The following is a 25,942-nucleotide window of genomic DNA, read 5'->3' as shown; positions in this document are numbered from 1 at the left end:
AAAGCGGACCATGCGCGTGAGCGCATGACCCTGGTGGAACCACTCCGACTCGACCGCAGCGAGAGCAAGGAGAAGCTGCGGACCGAGCGATACGACATGATCATCGTCGGCGGTGGCATCACCGGCGCCTACGCGGCGATGGATGCGGCCCTGCGCGGCTACCGTGTCGCGCTGCTCGAGAAGGGGGACTTCGCCGAGGGCACGTCCTCCAAGTCCTCGAAGATGATCCACGGAGGGCTGCGGTACATCGAACAGGGGAACCTGCCGCTCGTGCGGCACTCGCTGCTCGAGCGCCAGCGGCTGCGGCGGAACGCGCGGCACCTCGTTCAGCGGCTCCCGTTCCTCTTCCCGGTGCTGAGCGTGGACGGCGTCTTCGACCGTCGCCTCGCCGCCGGATTCGAGTCGCTGCTGTGGACGTATGACCTCGCGGGCGGCTGGCGGGAAGGCATCCTGCACCAGAAGCTGTCGAAGAACGAGGTGCTCGCGCACTGCCCCACGTTCAAGGCGGAGAACCTCGACGGCGGCTTCATGTACTACGACGCCCGGGCGGACGATGCACGACTCACACTGACGATCGCACGGACGGCGGCCTTCCACGGCGCGACGATCCTGAACGGCGCGAAGGTCACCGATGTCCGGCGCGAGGGCGGAAAAGTCGCCGGAGTGGTCGTCGAGACGGACGGCGAGTCCATCGACGTCCGCGGACGGGCGGTCGTCATCGCCGTCGGGTCGTGGCTGCGCGACTGGGACGGGACGAAGCCCGGGACCGACGTGCCGAACATCCGCCCCGCCAAGGGCGTGCACGTCGCCGTGCCCTGGGTGAAGATCCAGAACGACTGCACCGTGACCATCCCCGTTCCGGGACGCAACCGCCGTGCGACCATCACGCGCTGGGGCGACACCGCGTATCTCGGGACGACCGACGAGGACTACCAGGGCGATCTGGACGACGTGCACTGCACGCGGGACGAACTGGACTTCCTGCTCGACGGCGCCCAGGTGGCGCTGAACACCGAGATCAAGCCGGAAGAGGTGCTCGGCAGCATCGCTGGCACGCGGCCGCTGGTCGCTCCCCCGGGCGGGAAGACGATCGAGGTCAAGCGCAACCACGAGATCCGCACCGACGCCGACGGCCTGGTCACGGTGGTCGGCGGCAAGCTGACGACGGCGCGTCACATGGCGGAGCAGACGGTGGATGCGGCGCAGAAGGTGCTCGGTGAACGTCGCCGTGTGCGCACGAAGGACGCGTACCTGCTCGGCTCTGCCGGCTACGATCCGGAGGCCGTCGTGGCATCCGGGGGCATCCGTGCGCACTTCGGTGAGCGCTACGGCACGGAGGCCGCGTTCCTGGGGCAGCTGATCGCCGACGACCCGTCGCTGAGCACGCCTCTGGTCGCGGGGCTCCCCTACCTCGAGGCGGAGGTCGTCTACGCGGCCCGTCACGAGATGGCCCGCAACGTCGACGACATCCTGGCGCGCCGCACGCGCAGCCGGATCCAGGCCCGTGACGCGTCGGCTGAGGCCGCGCCCCGCGTGGCCGAGCTCCTCCAGCGCGAGCTGGGTTTCAGTGACATCGAGCGCGACGCGCAGGTGTCGGGCTACCGCGCCGCGGTCGCCACAGAGAAGGCCATCCTGATGGGAGACAAGGCATGATCAGCAAGGAAGCCGTCAAGCGCGGATACAACCGCGGGAACTATGTGGTGGGTGCCCCGACACCTCCGCACTGGGCGCCGGAGTCTGCGGCAGCGGCCGATGCGGCCTCCCTCGCCGCCGATGTGGTGGCGGTCCCTGATGCCGTGACCGCCGAGCTGCGCGAAGTGGCCGATGAGGTCCTCACGGCGCAGGCGGACGTCATCGCGGGCACCCGTGACTGGTGGGCGCGCACCATGATCGCCGAGACCAGCGGTGCGCCCGCCGTCATCGACGCCGTCATCGTCAAGGTGTCGACCACCGAGCAGGTGCAGGCTGTCATGCGCGTCGCGTCGGCGCACGGCATCCCGGTGACCGTCTCCGCGGGACGCTCGAACGTCACGGGCGCAGCGCTTCCCCTGCGCGGCGGGATCGTCCTCGATGTGTGCGGTCTCGACAGGATCGTCTCGTGGGATGCGGAGAGCCAGATCGTCGATGTCGAGGCCGGCGTCTTCGGTGACATCTTCGAGGAGACCATCCAGCGCGACTACGGGATGACCACAGGGCACTGGCCGTCGTCCTACGCGATCTCCACGGTCGGCGGGTGGGTCGCCTGCCGCGGCGCCGGTCAGCTCTCGACGCGCTACGGCAAGATCGAGGACATGGTCGTGGGCATGGACGTCGTCCTCGCCGACGGCACCCTCGCCACCTTCGGCGGCACCGCTCGTGCCGCGGTCGGACCGGATCTGCTGCAGCTCTTCATCGGCTCGGAGGGAACCCTGGGCGTCATCACCCGGATTCGCTTCAAGCTGGAGCGGCTGCCGGACTACGGTCGGGCGATCGCGTACGGCTTCGCGGACTTCGCCGCCGGCCTGGAAGCGTGCCGTCAGATCATGCAGCGGGGCGCGACGCCCGCGGCGCTGCGGCTGTACGACGCGCTGGAGAGCGGCGTGCAGTTCGACATCCCGGATCAGGCGGTGCTGCTCATCGCCGACGAGGGCGCCGCGGGCATCGTCGACGCCGGCCTGGAGATCGCGGCTGCGGCCTGCGCGGAGACGGGCGGGACCGAGCTCGACGGCGACGCGATCTTCGAGCGCTGGCTCGACACGCGCTACCTGACCGGCAAGAGCGCCGAGGGCTTCACGAAGGGCCCGGGATTCGTGGCGGACACCCTGGAGATGATCGGCGTCTGGCGTGACCTGCCGGCGATCTACGAGGAGGTCGTCGCGGCACTGCAGGGCGTCCCCGGGACGCTCGCGGGATCGGCGCACCAGTCGCACGCGTACGTCGACAGCGCCTGCCTGTACTTCAGCCTGCGCGGCGACGTCGCCGTCGAGGACCGTGCCGACTGGTACCGCGCGGCCTGGGATGCGGCGAACGCCGTCATCGTGAAGCACGGCGCGACGCTCAGCCACCACCACGGTGTGGGTCTTCTGCGTGCGCCGTACATGGCGGCGTCGCTCGGCGCGGGATTCGAGGTGCTGTCCACCGTCAAGGCAGCCCTCGATCCGAAGAACATCCTGAACCCGGGGAAGCTCGGGCTGCCGTAATACGCTGACGTGATGGAGCTTTTGGAACACCGGAGGGGCGTGCTCAGCAGGCTCCTCCGGTGTCGGCCGGTGATCGCATCGCTGTTCACCGCGGATGACATCGAGGCCTTCACCGCGACGGATGCGCCTGCGTGCATCCTGGCGAACGCCGATCTGCGTTCTCTGGAATCGCTCGTCTCCGGGCTTCGAGAGAAGGGGCGGTTCGTCTTCGTGAATCTCGATTCGATCGCGGGTCTCGCCAGCGACGCGGGCGGCATCGACTTCCTGGCGAGTATCGGCGTCGACGGGACCGTGACGACCCGAGGGACGATCATCTCCCGGGTGCAGGCGCGTCAGATGGTCGCGGTCCAGAAGCTCTTCGTCACCGACCGGCTGAATCTCCCCCGTGCGACCCAGGCGGTGGCCTCGGCGCAGCCCGGCTACGTGCAGATCATGCCCGCGCCGGTGCTCCCCTATATCCGAGACGAGCCGATCATGACGGTCAGCCCTGTGCTGGCAGGCGGATTCATCTCGACTCCCCGTGATGTGATCGCCGCGCTCGCGTGCGGCGCGACCGGTGTCTCGACGAGCGCTCGCGCTCTCTGGACATACAAGAAGGAACAGCAATGACAACGCACTTCACTGTGATCGCGACGTACACGGCGACGAGCGACACCGCCGATGAGGTCGCGACGCTGCTCCCGCAGCTCGCCGAGGCGAGTCGCGCCGAAGCAGGCAACATCTCCTACACCGTGGCGCGTGACCTGGAGGAGCCCACGCGGTTCACGATCGCGGAGCGCTACGTCGATGCCGCCGCCTTCCAGGCGCACCGTGACAGCGCGCACTTCCAGCGCATCGCCGTCGGCACGATCATCCCGCTGCTCGCCGACCGCACCGTGTCCGCCTACACCGGCACCGGCGCCCTCTGACCGACCCGGTTCTCGTCGACCGCGAGGGCGCGTGCTCTCCTTCGGACGAAGTGATCAGTGCGCGGCCATGCGGCGGATCTCCGCGGCATACGCGTCGAGCACCCCGAGGATCCCGCGGTGCTGCCAGACCCGATTGCGACCCTTCCCCGTCGTCTCGGTGAGCACTCCCCGCGCGGTCAGCGCGTCGAGCGCGCGCAGCGCCGCCATCTCACCCAGGCCGAGCTCGGCCATGAGGTACTTCGTGTTCACCGCAGGCTGGCCGACCAGGTGCGGGAGCACCTTCCAGGCTGCGGCGTCCGCACGGATGCCCTTCATCTTCTGGCGGGATTCGTCGAGCTGCTCCGCCAGGTCGTCCACGAGCCGCGTGCCCGTCTTCGCAGCGATACGGCCGGCCATCGCGAACTCATGGACGATGGGGCCGGCGTCCCCGTCACGGAACGCGCCGAGGGCCGCGAAGTAGCGTTCGGTGTCCACGAGAAGCCCCGCCGAGATCGGCGCGGCGGTGGAGCCGACGAGTTTCTTGTTGCGCAGGATCGACTGCGCGAGCGCACGTCCGGTGCGGCCGTTGCCGTCGACGAACGGGTGGATGGTCTCGAACTGGGCGTGCGCGACCGCGACCTGAACCAAGACCGAGACGTCCTGGCGGTCGATGAAGGCGACCAGGTCCGCGACCGCTTCGGGGATGCGGTCATGGTGCGGGGCGACGAACGTCGCGAAGCGAGGGCCGGCATTCCCCGTGCCGATCCAGACCTGCTCCTGGCGGTAGCGGCCGGCCTCGTGCTCGAGGCCGCGCTGGTGCGTGAGCAGCGCACGGTGCATGGCGAGGATGGAGTCCTGACTGATGTCGTCGGCCATCTGGAGCGCAGCTTCCATGGCGCGGACGTTGCCGACGACCGTCAGAGCGTTCGCCTTGTCGCCTTCGTCGATCTCGGCCAGGGCGAGCTGCTTCGCCGAGGTCGTCAGGTGTTCGATCTGGGAGCTCGATGCCGACTCCGTGCGCAGCAGTATCGCGGTCATCGGCCCGAGGGCGGGATTGTCCGTGCCGAGCTTCTTCTGCGCATGCTGATCGAACTCGACCAGCTGACGGGTGGCATCTTCGACGTCGGCCGCGTCTTCGCCGGAGAGCCGGGGATGCCACTGAGCGATCGGCGCTGTCACGGTCGCGTCGTACGGACCTGTCTGCCGCGCCACGTCGGCGCGTGAGAACACCTCCGGAGCGCGCGGCACCCACTCGAAGGTCTCGTGCGAGACCCCCTCGATCGGTATCGAGGGGAACGCCGTATCCGTGGCCATTCCCTCAGGATACCAACAGTTAATGAGTTATTTGTTGGTAACAGCGCGCTGGACCTCCAGATCATTCAGCCCCGCGCGGCATACCGAAGCAGCACCGCGCCGGAGGAGAACGGACGGCACTCCCGCAGCTCCAGCGGAGTCGGAGGCTGGTCTGCGCCGAGGACGGGCTTGCCCTGGCAGAGGAGAACGGGGTTGACGACGAGGTGGAACTCGTCGATCGCGTGCAACGCGTTGAGCGTCGAGATCAGGCTGAGGCTGCCGTAGACGACCACGTCGCCGTCCGCGTGATCCTTGATGCGCTGGATTTCGCTGGCGCTCACCTCTTCGACGTGCCGGGTCTCCGGCCAGGGGGCGACGTCGCCCGAGCGAGAGGCGACGAACTTGTCGAGTTGATCGAGGCGGCGAGCGTAGCGCCGATTGCCCTCGTCGGCGTCGACCTCTCCGGCGGCGACGGCCGGCCAGTAGGAGGCGAAGTCGGCGTGCGTGATCCGGCCGAGCAGAAGAGCACCCGCGTTCTCCACGAGGTCGAGCTCGTAGTCCATGAGGTCGGAATCGGCGCGAAGCCAGTCCATGGAGTCATCGAGTCCGGCGACATAGCCGTCGACGGTCGTCCACATGCTGACGATCAATCTGGTCATGGCAACTCCTATGTCGTACACCTGAGTACGGGTTAACGTACCTGAGGTGACAGACATGGCGATACCCCGGACTTACGCCGGATACGCGAAAACCCCCGATCTCTCGGGGGCTTTCATGGCGGTGACGGTGGGATTTGAACCGATACACTGCTACCCCTGATTTACCGGGCTTCTCGGGGCATCGGAGCCACTTCGCAACCATATTAACACCCGTTTTAACACCTACGCCCGTTTGGACAGTCTGATAGATGGTTGGGACAGTCTCTATGTCCCCGAGACCCTGCGGCAAGGGAAGGCGTGGTGTGGAGCAAGCATCAGCCGCCGAGATCCCCTACCGGCAACAGCCCCAAGAACTGCCCACCCCCACACCACGCGCGGACCGAGGATAGCGACACCCACCCCCATTCACGTACTACCGGAACCCCACCCCGAACAGCAGCGCTCTTGGTTATATACGAGATAACTCATCTCTTCTCTTCTTAAGGGGTTCATCCACCTCTTCTGATCTCCCCCTTCTTCCAACCCCATCACCTGTCTTTCATAGGTTCACTCTCCTTGTTCTGATGTTGGTGATACCTACTGATAGCGAATGAGGGTGGAGGCTCCCTTCGGGAGCAGACAACTGATAGATCAGTTGCCCATCAGAACAAGGAGAGCGTCGCGCTTCTCCTTCCCGTCGTCGGTCGTCTCCCTCGCGGTCGCCAACCGCTATGGTCAGGAGTAGCTCTATGCTCTCCTTGTTCTGATCCACCCGCATTTTGCTTGCGGTGGTGTTGCGGTGGCTACCCGCATTTTGCTTCTGATGTTGCGGGCTTGTGAGTACTCGTTGCGGGTGATGTTGCTTCCCCGGTTGCGGTGCTGCGGTTGAGGGCTGCGTTGTTCATCCGCATTTTGCGGGTGTTGTAGGACGGGGCTTGCGGTTGGGTGTTGCGGGTTGCGGTGTGGGTGCCGGTAGGCGTGGTGCTTGTTGCGGGTGGTGGTTGGTGGGGAGTGCCCCTCCTTGGAGGGGTTTGCTGTGCGGGAGGGGTTTATCCCCTTCCGTGTAGGCGGTGTTTGTTGACTGTGTGTGCGGGTGTGTTCATCAGAAGACTTCCCCGGTTGGACAGGATGGGCACTCCCCTCGTGTGTGGTCGTGGGCGTCTGCCGGTGCTGTTGCTTCTCTTCGGTGTTGATGTTTGAAGTGTCTCCACGTGTGAACAGTGTCTACTTTTCCCCCGATGGATGTGTCTACCTGTGTTGGCGCTTCATCCCTTGCTCATCCGCATTCTTGTGTTTCTACCGATATAGGTAGTGAGCGCATCAGTCGGATGTGTTCTATGACCTTTGGAGTACACCATGAACACACAAGACAGAGAAGAGATTGAGAGACACTTCGCGATGAGGTTCGCTGCCGACCCTGCGCAGCGTTCAGTGGATTACGAGACTTATGTTGAGGATGTTCCTGATTGGATGTTTCCCACTCCTACGAAGACGCTGTGGTTTGACGTGGTAGGAGAAGGCGTGTTCAGTCGCTCTCTCTTGAAGTCACTCAGGAGGGATGTCTACCGTGATGATGTCGTTCCACTTGTTTTTGATGGAGTAGCGACAGGTAGGAGTTCTTTCTTTAGTCCTCGCATCACCGCGATTGGTTTCTCTTTTGATGCTTGATGCTGCTGCTGTCTGATTCTTGGTATCCCCTTGGTTGTGATGACTGAGGGGATACCTTGTTTCGGGAGTACTTCTTTTCCCGGTCGCGAGGGACGTGGAACTATCCCGGTTGGATTCCGACGTATCCGGAATCTGTACTTTGCCCATTCGGACATCCGTTAGAGATAAGGAAGAACAACGAAACGGTTGTTCACTCCGACCGAAGGAAACCGAAATGACTACCACACCTCGCATCACCACTGTTGCCGAACTGAACGAACTTGATTGGGAGCTTCCTATACTTGATGTTCGCTTCCCTGTTGTGAACGATGAAGACTTTGACGCGAAGATACTTGCGTACTTTGAAGACTTCAACGGCGTGGAACTCTTTGACGCTGCTTATCAGACTTTCAAAGCCACTGCTGTGGATTACTACACAGAAGGTTGAGCGGTAGCACCCTTCGGGTGTTCCCTCCCTGTGTAGCTCAATTGGATAGAGCACCTGCTTGCGGAGCAGGAGGTTGCGGGTTTGAGTCCCGCCACGGGGTCAGTGGGCATGATGCTCACCGTGATAACGCAAGGACAACAGAATGGAAATCATAGAGACAAGAATCTTCACCCCTGAACCCGGCAGTAGTGTCATCGGGCATGTGCGTGAAGTGAGACGCCATATCCCTGATACTGATGAGGCAGCGGTAGCAGCAGAAACTGTTGGTGATGACAAGGTACGCATCATCAAACAAGTTGACTTTGATGGGCTGTGGGACTGACGTATCGCACGGCCCCGCCTTCCGCTACTTCTCGGAATGAGTAGCCTCACAATCTGAACCCCGCTTGTCGTCCATCAGGCGGGGTTCTTCTCACCCGCTCCGACCGGGAATTATTCAGAGACGTAGAGCCGTCCCGGTGTCTGATGTTGTTCGTATCTTGGTGGGTATGGTGAATCTTCTTGTGAACGATCCGGGTGTGATCTCGTTTCTTTCGGATGCTCGTTCTGTGCGGGCGTATGAGGCTCACAGGGAGGATTTGCTTGTGTTGATGCGTTCTGCGGATTCTGTGCCGTCTGATGCCTCGTTCCGGGTCGCTGAGGGCATTTTGCGGGCGGAGGGTCTGCGTGCTTCGTCGGAGAGTGTGTTGGCTGTGGCGTTCTCGCTGCTTGACTACTCGCTGTTCATGGCTGCTTCCGAGACATCCTGATGTAGTTCTACTCATCTACTTGAAGCTCTTGCCCTTCGTTGGGTGGGGGCTTCTTCTTTTTGAATCACTTCTATTCCCGGTCGTTGGGGACGTGGAACCGTCCCGGTGTGGGTTCGTGTTGGTTCGTTGGTTCTGCTCGTTAGAGATGTCAGAACAAGGTATCCCTCCTTGTTTCCCTGATTGATTGGAGTTCTCTGATGAGTTCGATTCTTGATGCCCGTGTGAGCGCTGCTGAGCGCCTGTTGATGGAGCGAGGTGTTACTACTCGTCTTGCCGCGTGTTGTGATGTCTGTGCTGCTTTAGATGTGCCTGACGGCGCTCCTGTGGTTTGGAGTGTGGGTGAACCTGCTGATGTTCTGTGGGTCAACTTCACGAGGGACGGTAGTGAGGTTGTGAGTGCGTTCCGTGAGGCGGGTCTTCACACTGCGTGGGATGGGGTGTTCGCGGTTCGCGTGTATCTCAACTACTGATTCAGCTGTTGCTTCGGTTGCCCCTTGCTCTTCGTTGAGTGAGGGGCAACTTTCGTGTGTTCGATTTCTGAGCTTATTTTAAGACTTATGGTAAGTTATATAACTCGATCTATCGCGATGGTGAAGTGTCTCCAAGATGTGTACTTTCCCATTCGGACATTCGTTAGTACATAACTATGAGCACCCAAGGAGGGTGATCACCAAGACCAAAGGACGCAAAGACCATGAGCACTCACACCAAGGAAGAACTCTTCACCAAGGCGGTCGCTGAGATTGAAGCGCTCGGCATCAAGTGGTATATGGGCGAAGGAGCTTGCTGTTACGGATGCACGAACCTTCCCGAGATGCTCAGCGTTGACCTGAGTGTGGACACCTATCTTGCGGAGATTCTCGTGACACAGCACGGTAGTGACCCAAGTTGGTCATGGAACATGTTTGGCAGTCACCTGACGCTAACCGTGTGGGAAGACGAGTTGGACTTTGACTACGAAGAGGATGAGTACGTAGAAGAGTCCGTTCAAAACACATACCCCGTGACCGAACTCTCACTGTTTCATGGTGGTGACTTAGAAAGGGTTGCTGCGGCTGTTGCTGTCTTCGAGGCGAACGGGTTTGAGACGCGATGGAACGGCACTGACGCGGATCGCGTAACCGTTCTCCTATAACGACCATCACCCTTTGGGGTGGCTCCCCTCTGTGTATCCCAACCGGTAGAGGAATCCGCCTGAGTAGCGGTTCAGTGAAGGTTCGACTCCTTCCACAGAGACAGTGAGCAGTCCGCTCACATGACCAAGGACAACATGATGACTGAAATGAGATTCACACAAGACAAGATTGAACGCGTAGTTGAGGCGCTACAACCTTACGATTCCGATGCGAGAGCACACGTTGGATACTCCGGTCGCGGGATGTTCGGAGTAACCTGTGTTGGTTTCGTTGCTAACTCAACCTCTCTGATATCTGCTGCCGTTGCTGAGGCTTTCCGTGAGGAAGGTATCAGCCCTATGGATGTTGCGCTGCTGATGAGCACGGACAACATGGGACTCAGCTACATCGGCTACTTCCCCTATGCGGAGTTTGATAGCGACCTTGTTGCTTGAACCTCCTACCCTGCCTGTGACCTCCAACACAGGCAGGGTTTCTTCCCCCATCGCCTTGACCGGGAATTGAGTCAAGGACGTGATCCTGTCCCGTCTCCACCCGCATTTTGCTTCGTGTTTTGCCGATAGTACGAGTAACGAAGCAAACCACCGGAGGACACCATGAAAACAACGATCACCACACTCAATGAAGAGACCACCACTCCCCTGACAGCACGAGAAGAACGCATGTTCAGATTCCTCATCGCAGACGAATCTCCCTACGTGCGATTCAAAGCCCTCAGCAACCCTGCGTGCCCTGAACACATCCTCTACGAAGCAGCCAAGACAGAAACCCACCCCAAGGCGCTCACAGCCATAGCAACGCACCCTGAGGCATCCGGACGTATCCTCCACCTGTTAGTAGGTAGCGCCGAGCACTCAGTGCGTAACGCTGTTGCTTCTCACGCTCACACTCGTGCTGCGGATCTCATTACTCTCTCCACCGTCAAGAACATCTACGTTTTGGGATGGGTGGTGCTCAACCCAAACGCTCCGAAGAAGGCGGTCACTCTCGCCTTGAAGACAGCGTTGAGTATCGCTCCGATGAGTGACTTCGTTCCGTTCCATGTGGCTCGTCATCCTCGCGCTTCTCAGAGTGTGCTGCGTTCGCTTGAATCTCATTGGAGCAGCAGGGTGCGTGCTGAGGTCTTGAAGAACCCGAACGCTCCCTTTGGTGTGGTTCAGCGTTTGATGGGAGACGATGATGACCTTGTGCGTGGAGCACTTGCTTCTCGTCTTGGTGTGTCGGTTCGTGTGTCTGACGTGGCGAGTTAAAAACTTCGAGAGTTGGCGACGGCTGCGCACCGGTACAGGTCGTTGATCCGCGTACAGAAGTCTGACTGATCTGTAGTAGCTCCCGCGCTCTGCGGATTCAAAAACTTGAAGAGTTCGCCACTCCCCTGAACCCCTCTACCTGTTTTGGTGGAGGGGTTCTTTCGTTGGATGCCGTCTCCACCCGCATTTTGTGTTTTTCCCGATCAGACGTCGTTAGTACATAACTATGCCCACCCAAGGAGGGTGAGCAAACTCTGACCAAGGAAAAACAACATGACCATCATGACCAACTTCAATCGTTCCGCAGTAAGCCAAGTACGTGAACACTACGACACCATCTCCGATGAGGTAGTAGCACCTTCCAACTTGTCCTTCGCTTGGAGCAACGTCTTTGAAATCGCTCGCGAGAAAGCATGGATTGCTGTCATAGCGATTCTGCTTGTGACAGGCATCACAACCACAAGCGGTGTAGCGAACGCCTCATCACAAGACGAAGACACCGTCACCACCTACCAAGAAGGCGAGACCATCTACGGCTTCGGTTCAGCAACCATCGGTGGTGGCAACTGACATGGCTAAGTCATATCGCTATGAGGTGGAAGAGGTAGTTCGTTCTACTACTCACCACGGCTACGAGTGTGATGAGTGCTACGGCATCATCCGAGGAATCGGTGAGGTCATCACAGACAGCGACAACATCACGCTCTACGTCTGCCGCACGTGCGCAGCCGATATCCGTCATCAGAACAACAGAGTGATGGAGGTGATTTGAAATGTGTAACAACATCGACTGTGCGTTACCCCGAGACCGCGCCTCTCTCGTTGAAGCTCTGTTCATCCACAGTGGAAGCTCAAAGGGCATCCTGAACTCAGACGCAGCATGGAGAGGCATCGTTCACGGCTACTTCGTTCGCAAGTTTGCGATAGACCGTCATCCGGTTGGCGATGTGTGCTTTGAGTATCTGATTGAAACCGGAGACTACATCGAAGCCGCTCAGCTACTTGCGAAGACTCCGGGGGTTCTGACTCCTGAACAGTATGAGCGAGTGAAGGAACTCACTTGGAGCCTTGTAGCTCTTGGAGAAAGACACGCGAGTGATTTCAACTTGTTCCGTCACGAAGCCGCGTGATTGTACCCCGCCTGTGACCTCCAACACAGGCGGGGTTCTCTTTGGCAGGTTCTGACCGGGAATTGGCAGGGGACGTGATCTTGTCCCGCCCGCATTTCCGTTTTTTGCCGATAACTACTTGTAGAGGCGAACAACCCCGTTCGCTTGACCACCGGAGGATCCTATGAGACTTAGAAAACTCAGAGCGACGAAACCCGCTCTCGCTGCCGTAGTCGCAGCACTACTAATCACCACAGCACCCATCACCGCAGCCGTAGCAGCAACAGGTGAAACCGCTGCTCCCTGTGAATGGGAAACCTACAACCTCACAGGCACCGTCAACGACGAGCTATGTGATGACCGTCAAGCCGTAGCCGAGGAAGTAGCTGCCACCGCATCCAACCTTTCCTTCGCCGTATCCACCACACGTAACGATGACGGCACAGACACAGTGCTTGTGAACGGAACAGTCGTGGCGATTGTGAACCAAGGCGAACCTGCTGAGGTCATCAGCACCTACAACCAAATCAACAGTGACTACATGAACGGCACTCCTACGGCTCCTGTCGAGCCTGTGGTAGCCGAAGAAGAGGCGGAGGCTACTCCGGTAGCTCCTGTTGAAGAAGAAGCCGCTCCTGCGCCCGTTCCAACCCCTGCTCCTGAGGCACGTCAGTTACCGTTTGCTGTCGCTCCTGCGAATGACTACGTTCCTGCCCGTGACACGATCTGTATCTCGGATTTTGAAGCAGACACCGTGGACTGTAAGGACTTCACCTATCGCGATTTGGCTCCCGCTACCGTTCCTGCTGATGCTGACCCGCTCCCTGCGAACATCTCAGCCCCACACGTCACTCTTGGCGAGTTCCGTACCGATTGGGACTACGCAGCCCCACAAGGACACCGTGCGGACTCCGCTGTTCTGATTGACCCTTCCTCACCATCTACGGCTTCCCGTGAGTATGAGGTTGACTTCAACTTCTTCAACACCTTCCCGCAGGGTGGAAAAGTGAACCCTGAGTTCCGAGTAATCGGCTTCTACGGTGAAACACTGAACCCAACAGCGTATGGTCTGCTTGGTCAGACCTACACGAGTCCATATGAAGGTCTTGGTGGAGCCTCTACCCACATGCCTGAATACACTCTCTTCGGTGTTGACGCTGACCTCTCAGACAACGACTTCACAAGCACAGGGAAGAACATCACCGCGAAGTTCACTCTGAACCCAACCGGAACCGTGAACACCGATGGTGTGTTGAACGCCGTGATGTACGAAGCACGAATCTTCGCAGTGATTGAAGTGAAGATTGGCGAGGACATCTACCAATATACCGTTGCGAACGCGTTCGGTGACTACTCACAGTTCCTTGCTGACCTTGCTCACTTCACCGATGTTGTCTGCGAACCCGGCGAAGTATGTAACGGTGGTGAGGTGTGGGGCTTGGATCTTTCCAACCAACACACCACAACTTCCCCACGAGGACCTGAGATTCCTGTTGACGGTGGAACAGGTGAAGGTAACTCTGCTTGGGCTTCAACTACCTGTTCCATCGTGGATGCTCGTGTTGTTGATGGTCAGCTTGTTTCCGAGGTTCAGTTCAGTTCCTCACTTGATATCCCTGCCGAGTTGAATGACGGAAGTGAGTACGGTTTCGACTCCTACACCTACAATGATGACGCTTGGGGTTCCGAACTCTTCACCATCAACATGTTCAACCCCGAGGTGACACCTCTTACCTACATGTGGACAGTGTTCAACACGGCTCTCTCATGGAGCTTGAACGGCGAAGTTGTGAGTGACACGCCTGTGGACTTCTCTGACCGCACCTACGTTGTGTCAGATGACTTCACTTCCATCACTGCTACGACAGCACCTGTGACCTTCACAGCGCCTTACAACGGTGAGAGTGAAGCAGTCTACGAGTTTGAGTTTCACGAGTACCTTGACCCTGCTTTCGCTTCTTGTTCCAAGACTCTTGAAGCAGTGACTCCACCGGTAGTGACGCCACCTGTGGTTGTTCCTCCTGTTGTGGAGCCTCCAACGGTTGTCACACCACCTGTGACTGACACACCTGTGGTGGATGAGCCTCTTGCGAAGACCGGTCTTGATAGCAGCACTCTATGGATGATTGGGATTGCCGGTGTCGGCATCTTCATCTTCGGTGGAGCACTGTTCGCCCTAAGCCGTAGAGCAACCGCCTAACAAGACTGAGACCCTGAACCGTTCTGAGCATGCCGGTTCAGGGTCTCTCTCTTTGCGTGCTCCCCCTCTTACCCCTACACAGAAAGGACTACCCTCATGCCCTCTTTACTTGAAACCATCGTCGCTACGACGCTTCTCGCCGCTCTCGCTGCCGTTTCCGGTGCGACCCTCATCAACGGCACGCAGCTTCAACATGATTTTCAGATGTCCGGAGCAATCGGACAGCAGCAGTCATACGTGACCGCGTACATCAGCAGCCCAAACACGGCTGACACCTTCGACCTTGTCTCAGGATGCGACGGTGAACCTCAGAAGCTTGTTGGCGGTCTTCCTGCTGTCCACCCCACCGAGAACTCCTGTGTTCGCGTGAAGGGCAACAAGCCTCACTTCTCCTTTGACAGCGAGGGAAACAAGGTATGGAACCCTCAGACGCTCCGCATAGAGATCGTTGACCCGAGCTACAACGACGGTGAGCCTCTCGTCTACGACAGCAGCACAGACATCACCACGGCGCCTCAAGCGGCTCCCCCTACCGTCACAGAGTGAGTATTCCATCGTTGCTGCTCATAACTTATTTCGTTACTATGTAAGTTATGAGCAGCGATGAGATCTACAACCTCGCAGAGGCAGCGGACTTGGTTGGACGCACCACCGGTTCCTTCTACACGCAGAAGAACCGTGAGGCGCTTCAGGAGTACGGGGCGAGCGTAGGCGGCGCTGAGGGGTGGGCTATCCCCCGTTCGGCTCTCATCAAGATTGGGTGGATGAACGAGGACGGCACGGTGAATGCTTCTCGTCGTGGTCGCCCTGCTGCTGCGGTTGACCCTGCGGATGCGGACATGACGGATCCGTTCGTTCTTGTGAAGCTCCCCCCTGAGGTGCTTGCGAAGGAGATCGGTCGCCTGAACTCTGAGTTGCTTGTTGCTCGGTCAGAGAATGAGCAGCTGCGTCAGACGCTTGACAAGGTGTTGGCGAAGTAGCCGCACACGAAAGAACCCCCACCTGAATCAGGTGGGGGTTCTTTCGTTGAGGTCAGTCGAAGTTCCATGCCTTCGGTGGCAGCACTTCTCGTGCGGGGCAGGGGTTCCAATCCGTGTCGCGTTCCACGATGAAGCCTCGGAAGTTGAGGGTCTCCAATTCCTCGAGGGAGACGTATCCCCACTCCGCGTCTTGGATGTTCCCGGAGAGGATCGCCCATCCGAAGCCGATCCCGGTGGTGGGGTCGAGTTCGCAGAGGTACCAATGGCTCTCTCCGATGAAGTAGTGGAGGGTGAGCATCTTGTTCCCGGCTCGGACTTCTTCGGTGGAGTAGAGCGCCGGGATGGTGGTCTCTGCGGGGAGGAAGGTGTGTCCGCGTCGTTCGGCTTGGGTTTCGTTCATGGTGTGCTCCTTCTTGGGTACGTCGACCGTAGAGGTAGGCACGGACACTCAGATAAGTTATTTGAGGCTTGGTATTGACTTACGTAACTTTTGTGTGTTATCTTGAGATGTACTCAACTGAACAACGTCTCCCGCGCTCTGCGGTTACGATCCTCACCCTGTAGGGGGTTAGAGGACATAGAGACCTTGTTCACGATGAATCTGATTGACTTCCCTTCCTCCGCTGCTTCTGTGGAGTTCTTTGCTTGCTCCCGGTTGGGGCGTGTTGAGACGCTGCCGGTTGAGCGTTCCGCGTCGACGTCGTATGTGGCGACGTTTGTTGAGCACATGCTGCCGGTGATGTTCTCTGACGTGTCGTGGTCGTTGACGCTGCTTGTGGGTGGGTTCGCTGCGCATGTGACGTTTGATGCGTCTGTGGTGGATTGCCGGTGTGAGGCGTGTGTTGGTGGTGCTGTGGTGCTGTGTGTGTCGTGGCTGACTGCTGAGGGGGGGCTGTTGAGCACTGAGGTTCGTCATGTGGCTCGTGATGTGGAGTTCGTTGCTGCGGTAGAGGGGTTCATCCGGGAGCGGTCGGCGGATGCGGCGTAATCCCTTTCACGGTCGTCAGGGACATGTGACCGTCCCGCTCCAAGGAAAGTGCCTCTTTTCCCATCACCTCATCTGACGGTTGGAGGTCTGTCCGTTACGGACGGGATCTGCCGATATCTAAGGTGACCCACTACGAAAGGACAACACCATGTGTTACGCACAACCAAGACCCCGATGCTCGGGGCATGCCAAAGAAGCACTCACGAAGGCGCAAGCTGCGCATACTTCTAACCCCACGACAGCTACTGCTACGGCGCTACGCGAAGCTGAAAGTGACTTCGCAATCACTCCGGAGGGAATCAAGCAGGTTCGTGCTGCTGCGTCCAAGGCGATAGATGACAGGGACTACAAGCGTTCTGCTCTCCTCTCCCGAGAGGCTGACAATCGGGAGTCTCTTCGTGAGCTTCTCTCTGAGTCAGTGAAGGGAGTGCGTGACCCTTCACCGATTGACTACATCCCGTATGTTGTTGCTGCTCATCATGACCCCGAGTTCGCATACGGATATTTCGCAAGGTCGAACGACCGCAACGTTCGCTATTGGGTAGCCGTTAGTCCGAGGACAACCTCCGCCACGGCGTTGTCTCATCTCGCGGAGGATGAGGGATACATGATCCGTGTCGCTGTCGCGGGCAATCCCAACACTCCCACTGAGGCGCTGTCTCGTCTTGCGAAAGCTGAGGAATCCTCAGTTCGTATGAACGTCGCGGGCAATCCGAATACGCATTCTGAGGTGCTTTGGACTCTCACGGACGATGACAACGCTGATGTTCACACAGCGGCTCGTTCTCATATCTTGGAATCCCCCACGATGGTCGCCACCCGATTGGGGATGTCAGACGATGTCTCTGCGGTTGAGACCATGCTTCGCGACCACCCTTCTCAGGTGAAGAGCATGCTCGGTTGGCGCTGATGCGGAACTCTTGAAGTTTTTGACTCAGTGACGTTCGTTCCGGTCGCGTTCTGCCGATATAGAAGGTGGACATGTTGATCCCTTCGGGTATCCGGCTCCGTTGGTCAGGTTCACCTCCCCTTCTACGGTTGGGGAGGTGAACCGTTTCCGTTCGATCTCCGGCGAAGTGCCGATATTAGAAGAGACCCCAACCGAAGGAGACCCACCATGAAACGACTTACCACTGCCGCTGCCGCTATCGCGCTACTCATCACGCTCACAGGCTGCGGAACAAGCATCCCAACCGAACATGAGATGACCGTTGACCACAAGCTTCAATCAAACGAAGCCCAACCCGGAACTCTCATAGAACAGAAGAGCGGTTCAGCCGGGATCATCTCCGATGACGCTCATGAGCAAGGCATCCTCATTGAGACTCGTTCAGGCTCAGCAGGAATCGGCGCAGAGCAGCACCGACCTTGACCACTCTCCGAAACCCCACCCACAGACCGTGGAGTGGGGTTTTTCGTCTTTCCCGATAAGACGCCGATAGGAACAAAGAGTGAAGGTAAACCCCTTGCTTTCACGAATGGAGAACCATGACCGGTCAATCAAGATGGGTGACTCGCCTTCACGGAAGCAGTGCTCACCTACGCCAAGTAGAAGCCCACCTCATAGAGGCACGTGCTCACCTTCCATTGGAAGAGCAGAAGAGGTTAGTCATCCCGCAACTGTGGAGTGAGACACGTCTTACCGCCACACGAACCTCACGCGCATACAAACTACTCAACACGCCGTTCCGAAACTTCGGCTACACCAACGTTGCTGCTGTTGGAGCGATGATGAAGCACCGCGAGCTACACAGAGACCTTGACCGTGCTGCGTGGGAAGAACGCTACTTCACTGAGGTGCTGTCCTATCAGTCGTTCGTTCAACTTGCTATCAAGGCTCGTAGACAAGTGCTGCGTGAGTACGCACCTCACCTCAGCGCTGATGCTCGCAACATCTTGCGTGACTACTTGACAACCGAGTTCGCGTTGAATGCTCTCTACATCCGCCTCATCGTTCAGACTGATGAGGGATTCAGAACCGAGAAGCTCGCGGACCAACTGTTTGAAGCCAATAACATCAAGGTTCGTATGCCTACACCCGAGGAAGAGTCCAAGAACCACCTTGACCGTGTTGGTGATGACGGGTGGCAAATCAAGAACCTTCTCTTTGCTACTCCTGCCCGTGGAAACGAAGGGTTCCGCGCTGACCAACTCGCCAATCTTCGTGCGCAGTTGGCATGGGAAGCTGAGACAGGTCGACAGGTGTTCTACCTGTTTGAGGAAGACTTGGCTCAAGGGTTCTTCAATCCCGTTGGCTTGGCTGAGGTTGCTCAGCGCTGCGGATTGTTGGACGAACTGTTCTCCCCTGCCCTTGCTGCCTAACTCATAGAGAAGCCCCCACCTGAATCAGGTGGGGGCTTCTCTATGTTCTATGCGCCGTATGTGCCACGTAGTGCTGTGACGGCGTGAGCACCGAACTTCTTCTCTACTGCTGCCCATGCTCGCTGTGAGGCTTCCTCGTCGTACTTCCTGCGCGCTTCAAGAATCTGCTCCTTCGTGGAGTTGGCGTCAATCCCTGCTTCACGCTCCATCTTCATCTGATGACGAAGACGATACTTGTTGCTCTCATCTGAAAGGTGGGCGTGGGGTTCATACATGTCTTTTCCGAGTGCCCTCATCCTCACGTAGGCGTCTCGGGATAGTCCGTAGGCTTGGGACATCACGTTGAGGTAGTGGGTGGCTGCGGTTCGGTTCTTGATTCCGTTCTGAATCTTGATGTACTTGTCGCGAACGGTTGCGTCCTCGGTTGGCATCCTCCCCTGTGACAGTTGAGTCTTCGTGGTGTTTCCCTCTTCGTCAATGAACTCGGCTACACGGTGCCTACTTGTCTTCCTCATATCAAGCTCAGCAAGGGCACGAACCTTGCTGTTGTGTCCAAGTGGTTTGTTCATCGCTGTATGGATGAGGTAGTCAGCGACGGTGTGACCTTCTCGCTTGTCTTCAATCTCGTCTCGTTCGTCATCAGTGACCGCGATCTTGAAGTCTGATTCAAGGTTGTGGTCTTCGTGTTCGTTCTTCACCTTGCGCTTCTGCCTACGGTCAAGCTCGGTTTGCTCCTGTTTGAGCTTCGCTTCAGCGTCAAGCATGGTGAACTCCGCTTGTAGCTCGTCACGTTTGACGATGAGACGTTCAAGTGTGTCTTCCAAGCGGATGATGCGCTTGCGTATCTCCCCGTTCGTTGGCTCTGCTCTCAGCGCTTCAAGGTGCGCCGTCTTCTGCTCTACTTGTCTGTTCTTGCTGCCAAGTCCCTGCTTGACATGGGCAAGGCATCGTCTCCCGCCGTCATCCTTTGATTTACACATCGGGTTCTCCTTCCGTGGGACTCCGGGTGAATCCCTCAGAAGTGCTATCGGCAGATTCTTGGTCATTGGGGACGAGAACTTGTCCCGGCGTGACGGAGTAACATCTACTTACTTGAGCGGTTATATAAGTTACGGTAACTTGGGTTCATCCCTCGAAGGAGAAGATCATGAACTCTGACCGACGCACACGTGAACCGTTGACTCGGTTCCTGCCGTTCGCTGCGCATGACTATGTGGAGATGTCAATGATGCTCGCGGACTCCCTTGGTGAGGCTGAGGGTTTCGGCCGGCTACGGAGCAACCCGGACGTTGGCTCCATGAAGATCGGCGTGGGTGTTCACGAGGACGCGGTGTTCGTAGACCTCTTCACTGACCTCTTCAACACCTACGAGGGTGAGTTCTCCATCGTCAATCGGTTCTTCAACACGGACGTGTTGGTGATGGGTCTTCTCGCTCGTCCGGGGAAGTTCCGGGTGTTGTTCTTTGTGAACCCTGCTATTGAGGATGTGGTGGATGCTCGTCCTGCTGACCGGTTCACCTCTCATCAGGCTGACGCAGCTCTCTCCCTGTCGGATGAGTTCGCCCGGTTCGCTGAGTTTGAGGCAGACGAGGACACTCCTGCTCGTCTGCTCTCTGCTGCTACTGAGGTGGTGCGTCTGTTCACGGATGACAGTGCGGCCGAGGTGGAGGTTGTTCGCCCTGACACTCTGACTCAGTTGACGTTCGCGGGTGACGCTGCCGTATCTGAGATGACCGGTATGGGTGCTTCGTCGTTGGCGGTCATCGTTCCTGTGCTTGATGAGGATGTTGTGGCTCTGATGGATTGTCTTGTTGCGGTGCCGGTGAATGGGCTGCTCTTCACTCAGGTGAGCAACCCTGCTCGGATCCGCTCTGAGGGTGGTGTTCAGACCGGAAACCTTCTCTTCCTCCACGCAGTTCCCGTTTCGTGAACCGAGATTCAATCGTTGAACCCCTGCTCTTCGGAGTGGGGGTTCTTTCATTGCGCCCGATAGATATAGGTACAACCAACGAAGGAGACCCCATGCCTAACCTCATCCGCATGCCACAGCTAAAAGACTATGACGACTATTTTGAGTTCGTCTCAGACACCAAAGTCGCCAAGGCTCGCAATGCCTACTCTGCGAACACCCTTCGAAGATTGGCGCAGGATGAGAACCTTCGCGTCAAAGCCACCGTCGCGCTCAACCCGAACACACCACCTGACGTGCTCAGAGAGTTGAGTACGGAGATGAGTATGGGCGTGCGAAGAGGGGTAGCGTCTAATCTCTCAACGCCGTCCGATGTCCTGTCTCATCTTGCCAAACATCACTACACGTTGGTGCGTCTTGACGTTGCGGAGAATCTGAACACCCCCACCCGGTCTCTTGTTCATCTCACCGCAGATAAGGATGAGAGAGTTCGTGTCGCTGCGGAAGCACGCGTTGCGATGTTCTCGCCTGAGACTCTTTCGGAGTTGGTGGACTTGACGCTGTGTGAGCTTGGTGTCCTTCTTGATGCGCCACGAGCACATCGTGCTGACATCATCAGGGCGTTCATCGGGGAGTGAAGCTGACTTATATGAGCGGTGAAGCTCCAACTCAGAAGTTCGAGTTGGAGCTTCACGCTGTCGGCTCACGACCGGGAATTGCGACAGAGACGTGGAACCGTCCCGGTGTGGGTTGGCTTGGATCGTCTTTGATCCTCCCCCTACAACTTTGCTTCGTCGTCTCGCCAAGATTCACGAGTGCGGTTGAGGTCGACTTCGGGGTGAATCTGATTTTGCTGTACGCCTCTGTGAGCCTTTGAGAACTCGTACCCCTCCGCTGACCCGTAGAAGATGCCTAATCGCGTTAGAACCCCCTTCCGGGGCTGCCGAGAGGCACAAAATGCGGGTAGCGAGAGATTGCGAGCACCGATTTTGGTCTCGGAAGCCGAAAACACACAATGTCCGAGGTTCGAGCGATTCTTGTACCGGGGGATACAACACCTCTGAAAACACACTTCACGAAGGAACACGATGATGATGAATCTGAATGAGCGGGTCTACTCACTTCGTCAGGCTGCTGACCTGACGGGTTTCAGTCAGGGCAAGTTCCGTTACAACAAGGACAAGCTTGTGGCTGCGGGAGCGACGGTGAGTGATGAGGGGTGGCGTATCCCTCACACGACTCTTCAGATGCTCGGGTGGGTTGATCCCTCCCCTTCAAATGTTCCTGCTCCTTCGGCGCTTGAGATTGCGGAGGCTCGGGTGCGTGAGCTTGAGGCTGAGGTGGCTGCTCTTCGTGAGGAACTGTCGCAGCCGACCGGTCTGTTCCGTCGTCGTCGCCGGTAGCGGTTGGGAAAGGACGTCAGGGTGTGCGTGTCTACACATGTTGGTGTTTGACCGATATCACTTGTACCCCTGACCTTTGGAGAATCCGATGATGCTGAATCTTTTTGACCGCGCTCCTGCGCTACATACCGCGCTTGCCTTCCTCGTTCGTGTCGGCAGCTTGGCAGACATGATGATTCACGAGCTTGGGCACGCAGTTGTTCAGCTTCCCTTCGGAACTCCGCTCCCATCTATCAAGGTCGCTTCCTTGAATGGCGATGCTGCCACGTATCCGCATCCGCCCATCTTGCTCACGGCTCTTCCTAAGTGGATTGACGCACCGCTCGCTTGGTGCTTCCGGTTGCTGACACTTCTCTCAGGGCATTCAGCCTCTGTGCTTCTCGGCATCGTGTTGCTCGCTGCCGGTCTCGGTAGAGAGTTCAGCTTCACCCCCCTGTGGGGCAGTGTGGTTGCGTTCGCCGTTCTTGCTGCTCTACTGATGAGCACACCGCTCTACGGGCTTGGACTTCCGTTCGCTGTGGTGAGCACTGTTCTCTTCATCGTGTGTCTTGTCGTCCCGCATGAAGACGTGGTGACCCTCTCCGGGTCTCATTTCGGACTGCTCCTGCTTACCGGTGTCTGTCTTCTTCTGCTCATGTGTTCCCGCTCCCTGAGAGCATTTCTCCTTACCTTCGGCTTCATCGGATTCGTCACCGTCTCCTTCTTACTTAGCGCCGTTGTTCCGTTCGCATGGGCGTTGGTGCTTCTTGGCTTGTTCCTCATCTCATCAGGGGTCGCCGTGTTGTTCTTGGAGACACTTGAGACGTACCGTGATCCCTCACGTGAGAATGACTTCTCGGTTGCTACCGATGAGTTCGGTGGGCATCGTCTTCTGTGGCTCGCAGTCTTCTACGTGGGTCTCGTCGTTATCCTCATCAACTTGATACCCGCACTGATGACGCCCTGACGCCACGAACGTCTCCCTCTGAGCCTCTGCCCTTCATTGGGTGGAGGCTCTTTTTTAGGTGCTGTCCGTTACGGACACGATCTGCCGATATAGAAGGGGAACCCACTACGAAAGGACACCCCACGATGTGCTACCCACTACCCGGACCTCGCTGCTCATCTCACACACGAGCATCACTGATAGCAGCTCGCGCTGCTTGGAGAGAAGCAGGAACCCCCGAAGCGAAAGAACGCTACCTAACAGCTCGCGATGAGTACGACAGCTCACCTGAGGGCATCGAGCGTAATCGAGCCCTCTTCGAGCACCACGTCAAGAACGGCATCTCAACTCGTCAGGTGAGAACTCGTCTTGCGATAGGTGAGAAAAGCCGCGACGAAGCGAAACAAGCAATGGCTGATATTGGCATCACCGTCGAAGAAGAAGTAAACGTGACACCATACGACTCATCAGGTCGCGATGTTGAAGGCTTTGACGCTACCGGGATAGACGCCGAAGGAACGACAGTCGAAGCTGCTGAGAAAAACTTGCGCAGCCAAGTGATGTCTGCTTCCGACTACGCCGTGTGGAAAGAGTTGGGACAGAAGCATTGGACTCCCGCGATCCGCAAGGCTCTTCAGGAGTACAGCACAGCGGAAGCAGCTCTGAACGTCGCGAAGGCGAAGGAAGATGAAGATCTCTCCGTCTCGTCCGCGCCCTCATCTGAGGATGTTGAGCCACCCGAGGGAGTTGTCTTGAGAACTTGGGAGCATCCAACAGACGGCACAGTGAGGTACTACCTCAACGATGAGAAGTGGGGCGGTAGTAGCGTTGAAGCAGCCCTCGGCTACAACATCAGTCGGTACAACACAGGAAACATCAGTTCCGCTGAACATAACGGAGAGAGAATCTCCAACTCCCGAGCAAGCCGCGAACTCGCTGACATAGGAAAAGTGTGGATTGAGGTCGTAGACGGAACGCCGACAGTGAAGAACAGCGGTGTAGCCGAGTTGACTGACAAAGTGAAACTACCTCTGATTGAACTCTACAACCGCCATAGCAAGAACTGATACCTCTCACAGAACCCGCCTCAACCCAACTGAGGCGGGTTCTGCCGATATAGAAGGAGACCCCCACTACGAGAGGACTACCACTATGAGGAACTACCAAAAGCTAACCCCTGCTGAGAAGCACATCAACCGTCTGCGTAAGGCGTTTGAGAAGAATCCTGCTGATGAAGCGAGCTACCTTGCTTGGAGTGACGCTGTGAACACCTTCATGCTGACTCGTGACGGTGCTGCCGCGTATCGCCGCAATGCTCGTGAGGCTCTTGTAAAGGCGCGCTTCTTCACCCCCACAAGGGTCTACCGCAACGGTTACGAGTACGCGGTTGCGATGCTCTACAACGCTGAGCTCTTGGACAAGATTGTGGAGGCTCGTGAACGTGTGGATGCTGAGACCCTTCCGGGCTTAGAGCTTTCACCCCCATCACTCCCACGAGGCGCATGACCGTTGACCGATTTCTGCTGAGCGACACCCCATCATCCCGATAGGGTGTCGCTCAGTTACTTGATTCCCTCCGAAGGAGTGTCCGTGTCCGGTTACAAGGCATGTGAGCAACGGTGGTCTGCTACTGATGACTGAGTGGGATGTCGACGTTGAGCGGTATGAGCGGGAAGCGGAGAGTCCGGATCGGAATGTCCGGGGGCGGGTCGCGATGTGGAGCGACACCCCCGAGTACTTGGTTCGTAAGCTCGCTGAGGACGATGACTACACAGTTCGGCAATGGGTCGCTCGCCGGGAAGATCTCCCGGAAGACCTCATTCGTAAGCTCGCCCGCGACAGAGATAGCTCGGTGCGAGCAGCGTTGGTACCGCCTGACCCTGCCAAGAACCCACCCGGCAGCTTGCTTCACCGGGAGAACTCCTACTTCCCTCAGGACGTGCTTATCCTCCTTACATCCGATGAGGATTGGCTTGTTCGGCGATTCGCTGCCGCCGACTCACGGCTTCCTACCCACGTGATAAGACGGCTCGCCTCCGATGAAGAGGCGGATGTGCGTGTGGGTGTTGCGGAGAATCACTCGGCTCCTGTTGATGTGCTTGTGTCACTCGCGCACGACAAGCACAAGAGAGTACGTGAAGTCCTGACGGAGAATCCCACCGCTCCCCCGGATGCCCTGCGTGTGCTTGCCGAGGACGACGACATCGAGCTACGTGCGGCGGTCGCCAAGCATTTGAACACCCCGCCTGATGTGCTGAGGAAGTTGGCTAACGACCGCTATACCGCGCCTGTCGAAGGGGTCGCCGGGAACCCCCACACACCGGGAGATGTCCTGACCACGTTGCTCCGAATGGATGAGGTGTACATCCCCGGTTGCGCAGCCAATAATCCGAACCTCCCATCAGAAGTGATCGCAGACCTGCTGAGTCGTTTGGATGAGCTTCATTACTCGGTAGCGGAAGCGGTCGTGCGGAACGTCAGCGCTCGCCCTTCCACGCTACTGAGCTTGGCGCAGGAAGGTCATGAGATCGCGATTCACAATATTCATCAGAACCCGGCTGCGACTACGGCTGTGCTTGATGTTCTCGCTGATAGTGAGCATTGGAGTGTGCGGGCAAACACAGCCCGTCACTTGAACATCTCACTGACCACGCTTGCGAACCTCGCCACGGACTCTGACACGAAAGTGAGTGGCGAGGTGTCATGGAATCCGAAAGCCACAGGTGACATGCTCACGCATCTCGTTCCCCACCCTTCTGCTGCTGTGCGCCTGAGAGTGGCAAAACACCCGAACACTCATCTCGCTGATCTGATTGTTCTTGCGAACGATGAGAACGATGACGTTCGGCAGTACGCCGAATGGGGAAGAAACGAAAGGC

At 58.0% G+C, this 25,942-nt stretch carries 31 protein-coding genes and 1 tRNA gene; 28 read left to right on the top strand and 4 right to left on the bottom strand.

Annotation, left to right across the window (positions count from 1 at the left end; genetic code table 11):
- Positions 1-24: 24 nt before the first annotated feature.
- From M3C17_RS11785 to M3C17_RS11770, 4 genes are all read left to right on the top strand, one after another.
- On the top strand, positions 25-1,653 hold the full coding sequence (locus M3C17_RS11785; protein ID WP_259977948.1) for a glycerol-3-phosphate dehydrogenase/oxidase: 1,629 nt from the start codon (positions 25-27) through the stop codon (positions 1,651-1,653).
- A complete protein-coding gene (locus M3C17_RS11780; protein ID WP_259977947.1) occupies positions 1,650-3,179 on the top strand; it encodes an FAD-binding oxidoreductase in 1,530 nt (509 codons plus the stop codon). The genes M3C17_RS11785 and M3C17_RS11780 overlap by 4 nt, the downstream gene beginning before the upstream one ends.
- A gap of 69 nt (positions 3,180-3,248) precedes the next feature.
- On the top strand, positions 3,249-3,788 hold the full coding sequence (locus tag M3C17_RS11775; protein ID WP_259977946.1) for a glycerol-3-phosphate responsive antiterminator: 540 nt from the start codon (positions 3,249-3,251) through the stop codon (positions 3,786-3,788).
- Positions 3,785-4,087: a putative quinol monooxygenase gene (locus M3C17_RS11770; protein WP_259977945.1), complete on the top strand. Its 303-nt coding sequence runs from the start codon at positions 3,785-3,787 to the stop codon at positions 4,085-4,087. Before M3C17_RS11775 ends, M3C17_RS11770 begins: the two co-directional genes overlap by 4 nt.
- 54 nt (positions 4,088-4,141) lie before the next feature.
- On the opposite strand, the gene M3C17_RS11765 is transcribed toward M3C17_RS11770, so the two are convergent.
- Both M3C17_RS11765 and M3C17_RS11760 read right to left on the bottom strand, forming a co-directional pair.
- Complete coding sequence (locus tag M3C17_RS11765) at positions 4,142-5,380, bottom strand: Fic family protein (protein ID WP_259977944.1); 1,239 nt, start codon at positions 5,378-5,380, stop codon at positions 4,142-4,144.
- 65 nt (positions 5,381-5,445) lie between these two features.
- Positions 5,446-6,018 (bottom strand): dihydrofolate reductase family protein, encoded by a 573-nt coding sequence (locus M3C17_RS11760; RefSeq protein ID WP_259977943.1) that lies wholly within the window; start codon positions 6,016-6,018, stop codon positions 5,446-5,448.
- 1,335 nt (positions 6,019-7,353) lie between these two features.
- Between M3C17_RS11760 and M3C17_RS11755 the strand changes: the two genes are divergently transcribed.
- From M3C17_RS11755 to M3C17_RS11690, 14 genes are all read left to right on the top strand, one after another.
- Complete coding sequence (locus M3C17_RS11755) at positions 7,354-7,665, top strand: hypothetical protein (protein ID WP_259977942.1); 312 nt, start codon at positions 7,354-7,356, stop codon at positions 7,663-7,665.
- A gap of 214 nt (positions 7,666-7,879) precedes the next feature.
- On the top strand, positions 7,880-8,092 hold the full coding sequence (locus tag M3C17_RS11750) for a hypothetical protein (RefSeq protein WP_259977941.1): 213 nt from the start codon (positions 7,880-7,882) through the stop codon (positions 8,090-8,092).
- Positions 8,093-8,118: 26 nt separating this feature from the next.
- Positions 8,119-8,192 (top strand) — tRNA-Arg (locus M3C17_RS11745).
- 42 nt (positions 8,193-8,234) lie between these two features.
- Positions 8,235-8,414: a hypothetical protein gene (locus tag M3C17_RS11740; protein ID WP_259977940.1), complete on the top strand. Its 180-nt coding sequence runs from the start codon at positions 8,235-8,237 to the stop codon at positions 8,412-8,414.
- A gap of 166 nt (positions 8,415-8,580) precedes the next feature.
- A complete protein-coding gene (locus M3C17_RS11735) occupies positions 8,581-8,841 on the top strand; it encodes a hypothetical protein (protein WP_259977939.1) in 261 nt (86 codons plus the stop codon).
- A gap of 694 nt (positions 8,842-9,535) precedes the next feature.
- On the top strand, positions 9,536-9,976 hold the full coding sequence (locus M3C17_RS11730; protein WP_259977938.1) for a hypothetical protein: 441 nt from the start codon (positions 9,536-9,538) through the stop codon (positions 9,974-9,976).
- Between the two features lie 120 nt (positions 9,977-10,096).
- Positions 10,097-10,411, top strand: coding sequence for a hypothetical protein (locus M3C17_RS11725; RefSeq protein ID WP_259977937.1), 315 nt, complete (start codon positions 10,097-10,099; stop codon positions 10,409-10,411).
- Positions 10,412-10,573: 162 nt separating this feature from the next.
- Positions 10,574-11,227, top strand: coding sequence for a hypothetical protein (locus M3C17_RS11720; RefSeq protein WP_259977936.1), 654 nt, complete (start codon positions 10,574-10,576; stop codon positions 11,225-11,227).
- Between the two features lie 273 nt (positions 11,228-11,500).
- Entirely contained in the window at positions 11,501-11,797 is a 297-nt protein-coding gene (locus M3C17_RS11715) for a hypothetical protein (protein WP_259977935.1), read from the top strand.
- The gene (locus M3C17_RS11710) at positions 11,787-11,999 is read left to right on the top strand and encodes a hypothetical protein (protein WP_259977934.1); all 213 of its coding nucleotides are present in this window, start codon (positions 11,787-11,789) and stop codon (positions 11,997-11,999) included. Before M3C17_RS11715 ends, M3C17_RS11710 begins: the two co-directional genes overlap by 11 nt.
- A 1-nt stretch (position 12,000) precedes the next feature.
- Positions 12,001-12,357 carry a hypothetical protein gene (locus tag M3C17_RS11705; RefSeq protein WP_259977933.1) on the top strand — a complete coding sequence of 119 codons (357 nt, stop codon included), beginning with the start codon at positions 12,001-12,003 and terminating at the stop codon, positions 12,355-12,357.
- 163 nt (positions 12,358-12,520) lie between these two features.
- Entirely contained in the window at positions 12,521-14,536 is a 2,016-nt protein-coding gene (locus M3C17_RS11700; protein WP_259977932.1) for a hypothetical protein, read from the top strand.
- 96 nt (positions 14,537-14,632) lie between these two features.
- A complete protein-coding gene (locus tag M3C17_RS11695; RefSeq protein ID WP_259977931.1) occupies positions 14,633-15,082 on the top strand; it encodes a hypothetical protein in 450 nt (149 codons plus the stop codon).
- Between the two features lie 47 nt (positions 15,083-15,129).
- Positions 15,130-15,516: a hypothetical protein gene (locus M3C17_RS11690; protein ID WP_259977930.1), complete on the top strand. Its 387-nt coding sequence runs from the start codon at positions 15,130-15,132 to the stop codon at positions 15,514-15,516.
- A 52-nt stretch (positions 15,517-15,568) separates the two neighbouring features.
- Here the strand turns inward: M3C17_RS11690 and M3C17_RS11685 are convergent, their stop codons facing one another.
- Complete coding sequence (locus tag M3C17_RS11685) at positions 15,569-15,916, bottom strand: DUF2958 domain-containing protein (RefSeq protein ID WP_259977929.1); 348 nt, start codon at positions 15,914-15,916, stop codon at positions 15,569-15,571.
- 195 nt (positions 15,917-16,111) lie between these two features.
- On the opposite strand from M3C17_RS11685, the gene M3C17_RS11680 reads away from it, so the two are divergent.
- The 3 genes from M3C17_RS11680 to M3C17_RS11670 all read left to right on the top strand — a co-directional run bounded on the left by M3C17_RS11680 (position 16,112) and on the right by M3C17_RS11670 (position 18,826).
- Positions 16,112-16,504 carry a hypothetical protein gene (locus M3C17_RS11680; RefSeq protein ID WP_259977928.1) on the top strand — a complete coding sequence of 131 codons (393 nt, stop codon included), beginning with the start codon at positions 16,112-16,114 and terminating at the stop codon, positions 16,502-16,504.
- 1,117 nt (positions 16,505-17,621) lie between these two features.
- Entirely contained in the window at positions 17,622-17,876 is a 255-nt protein-coding gene (locus M3C17_RS11675; RefSeq protein ID WP_259977925.1) for a hypothetical protein, read from the top strand.
- Between the two features lie 215 nt (positions 17,877-18,091).
- Positions 18,092-18,826: a hypothetical protein gene (locus M3C17_RS11670; RefSeq protein WP_259977924.1), complete on the top strand. Its 735-nt coding sequence runs from the start codon at positions 18,092-18,094 to the stop codon at positions 18,824-18,826.
- 47 nt (positions 18,827-18,873) lie between these two features.
- Here the strand turns inward: M3C17_RS11670 and M3C17_RS11665 are convergent, their stop codons facing one another.
- The gene (locus M3C17_RS11665; protein ID WP_259977923.1) at positions 18,874-19,872 is read right to left on the bottom strand and encodes a hypothetical protein; all 999 of its coding nucleotides are present in this window, start codon (positions 19,870-19,872) and stop codon (positions 18,874-18,876) included.
- 101 nt (positions 19,873-19,973) lie between these two features.
- On the opposite strand from M3C17_RS11665, the gene M3C17_RS11660 reads away from it, so the two are divergent.
- The 7 genes from M3C17_RS11660 to M3C17_RS11630 all read left to right on the top strand — a co-directional run.
- Positions 19,974-20,756, top strand: a complete 783-nt coding sequence (locus tag M3C17_RS11660; protein ID WP_259977922.1) for a hypothetical protein — start codon at positions 19,974-19,976, stop codon at positions 20,754-20,756.
- A gap of 92 nt (positions 20,757-20,848) precedes the next feature.
- Complete coding sequence (locus M3C17_RS11655; RefSeq protein WP_259977921.1) at positions 20,849-21,373, top strand: hypothetical protein; 525 nt, start codon at positions 20,849-20,851, stop codon at positions 21,371-21,373.
- 450 nt (positions 21,374-21,823) lie between these two features.
- Positions 21,824-22,138, top strand: coding sequence for a hypothetical protein (locus M3C17_RS11650; RefSeq protein WP_259977920.1), 315 nt, complete (start codon positions 21,824-21,826; stop codon positions 22,136-22,138).
- A gap of 88 nt (positions 22,139-22,226) precedes the next feature.
- A complete protein-coding gene (locus tag M3C17_RS11645; protein ID WP_259977919.1) occupies positions 22,227-23,084 on the top strand; it encodes a hypothetical protein in 858 nt (285 codons plus the stop codon).
- A gap of 335 nt (positions 23,085-23,419) precedes the next feature.
- Positions 23,420-24,130 (top strand): hypothetical protein, encoded by a 711-nt coding sequence (locus tag M3C17_RS11640; protein WP_259977918.1) that lies wholly within the window; start codon positions 23,420-23,422, stop codon positions 24,128-24,130.
- Between the two features lie 85 nt (positions 24,131-24,215).
- A complete protein-coding gene (locus M3C17_RS11635; RefSeq protein ID WP_259977916.1) occupies positions 24,216-24,569 on the top strand; it encodes a hypothetical protein in 354 nt (117 codons plus the stop codon).
- A gap of 127 nt (positions 24,570-24,696) precedes the next feature.
- The coding region (locus M3C17_RS11630; RefSeq protein WP_396820081.1) for a HEAT repeat domain-containing protein at positions 24,697-25,942 on the top strand (1,246 nt) is incomplete at its 3' end.

This window comes from Microbacterium sp. p3-SID336 (assembly GCF_025143365.1).
Lineage (GTDB): Bacteria > Actinomycetota > Actinomycetes > Actinomycetales > Microbacteriaceae > Microbacterium.
Note: the sequence above shows the minus strand (reverse complement) of the source record. Positions and strands in the feature narration are given on the sequence as shown.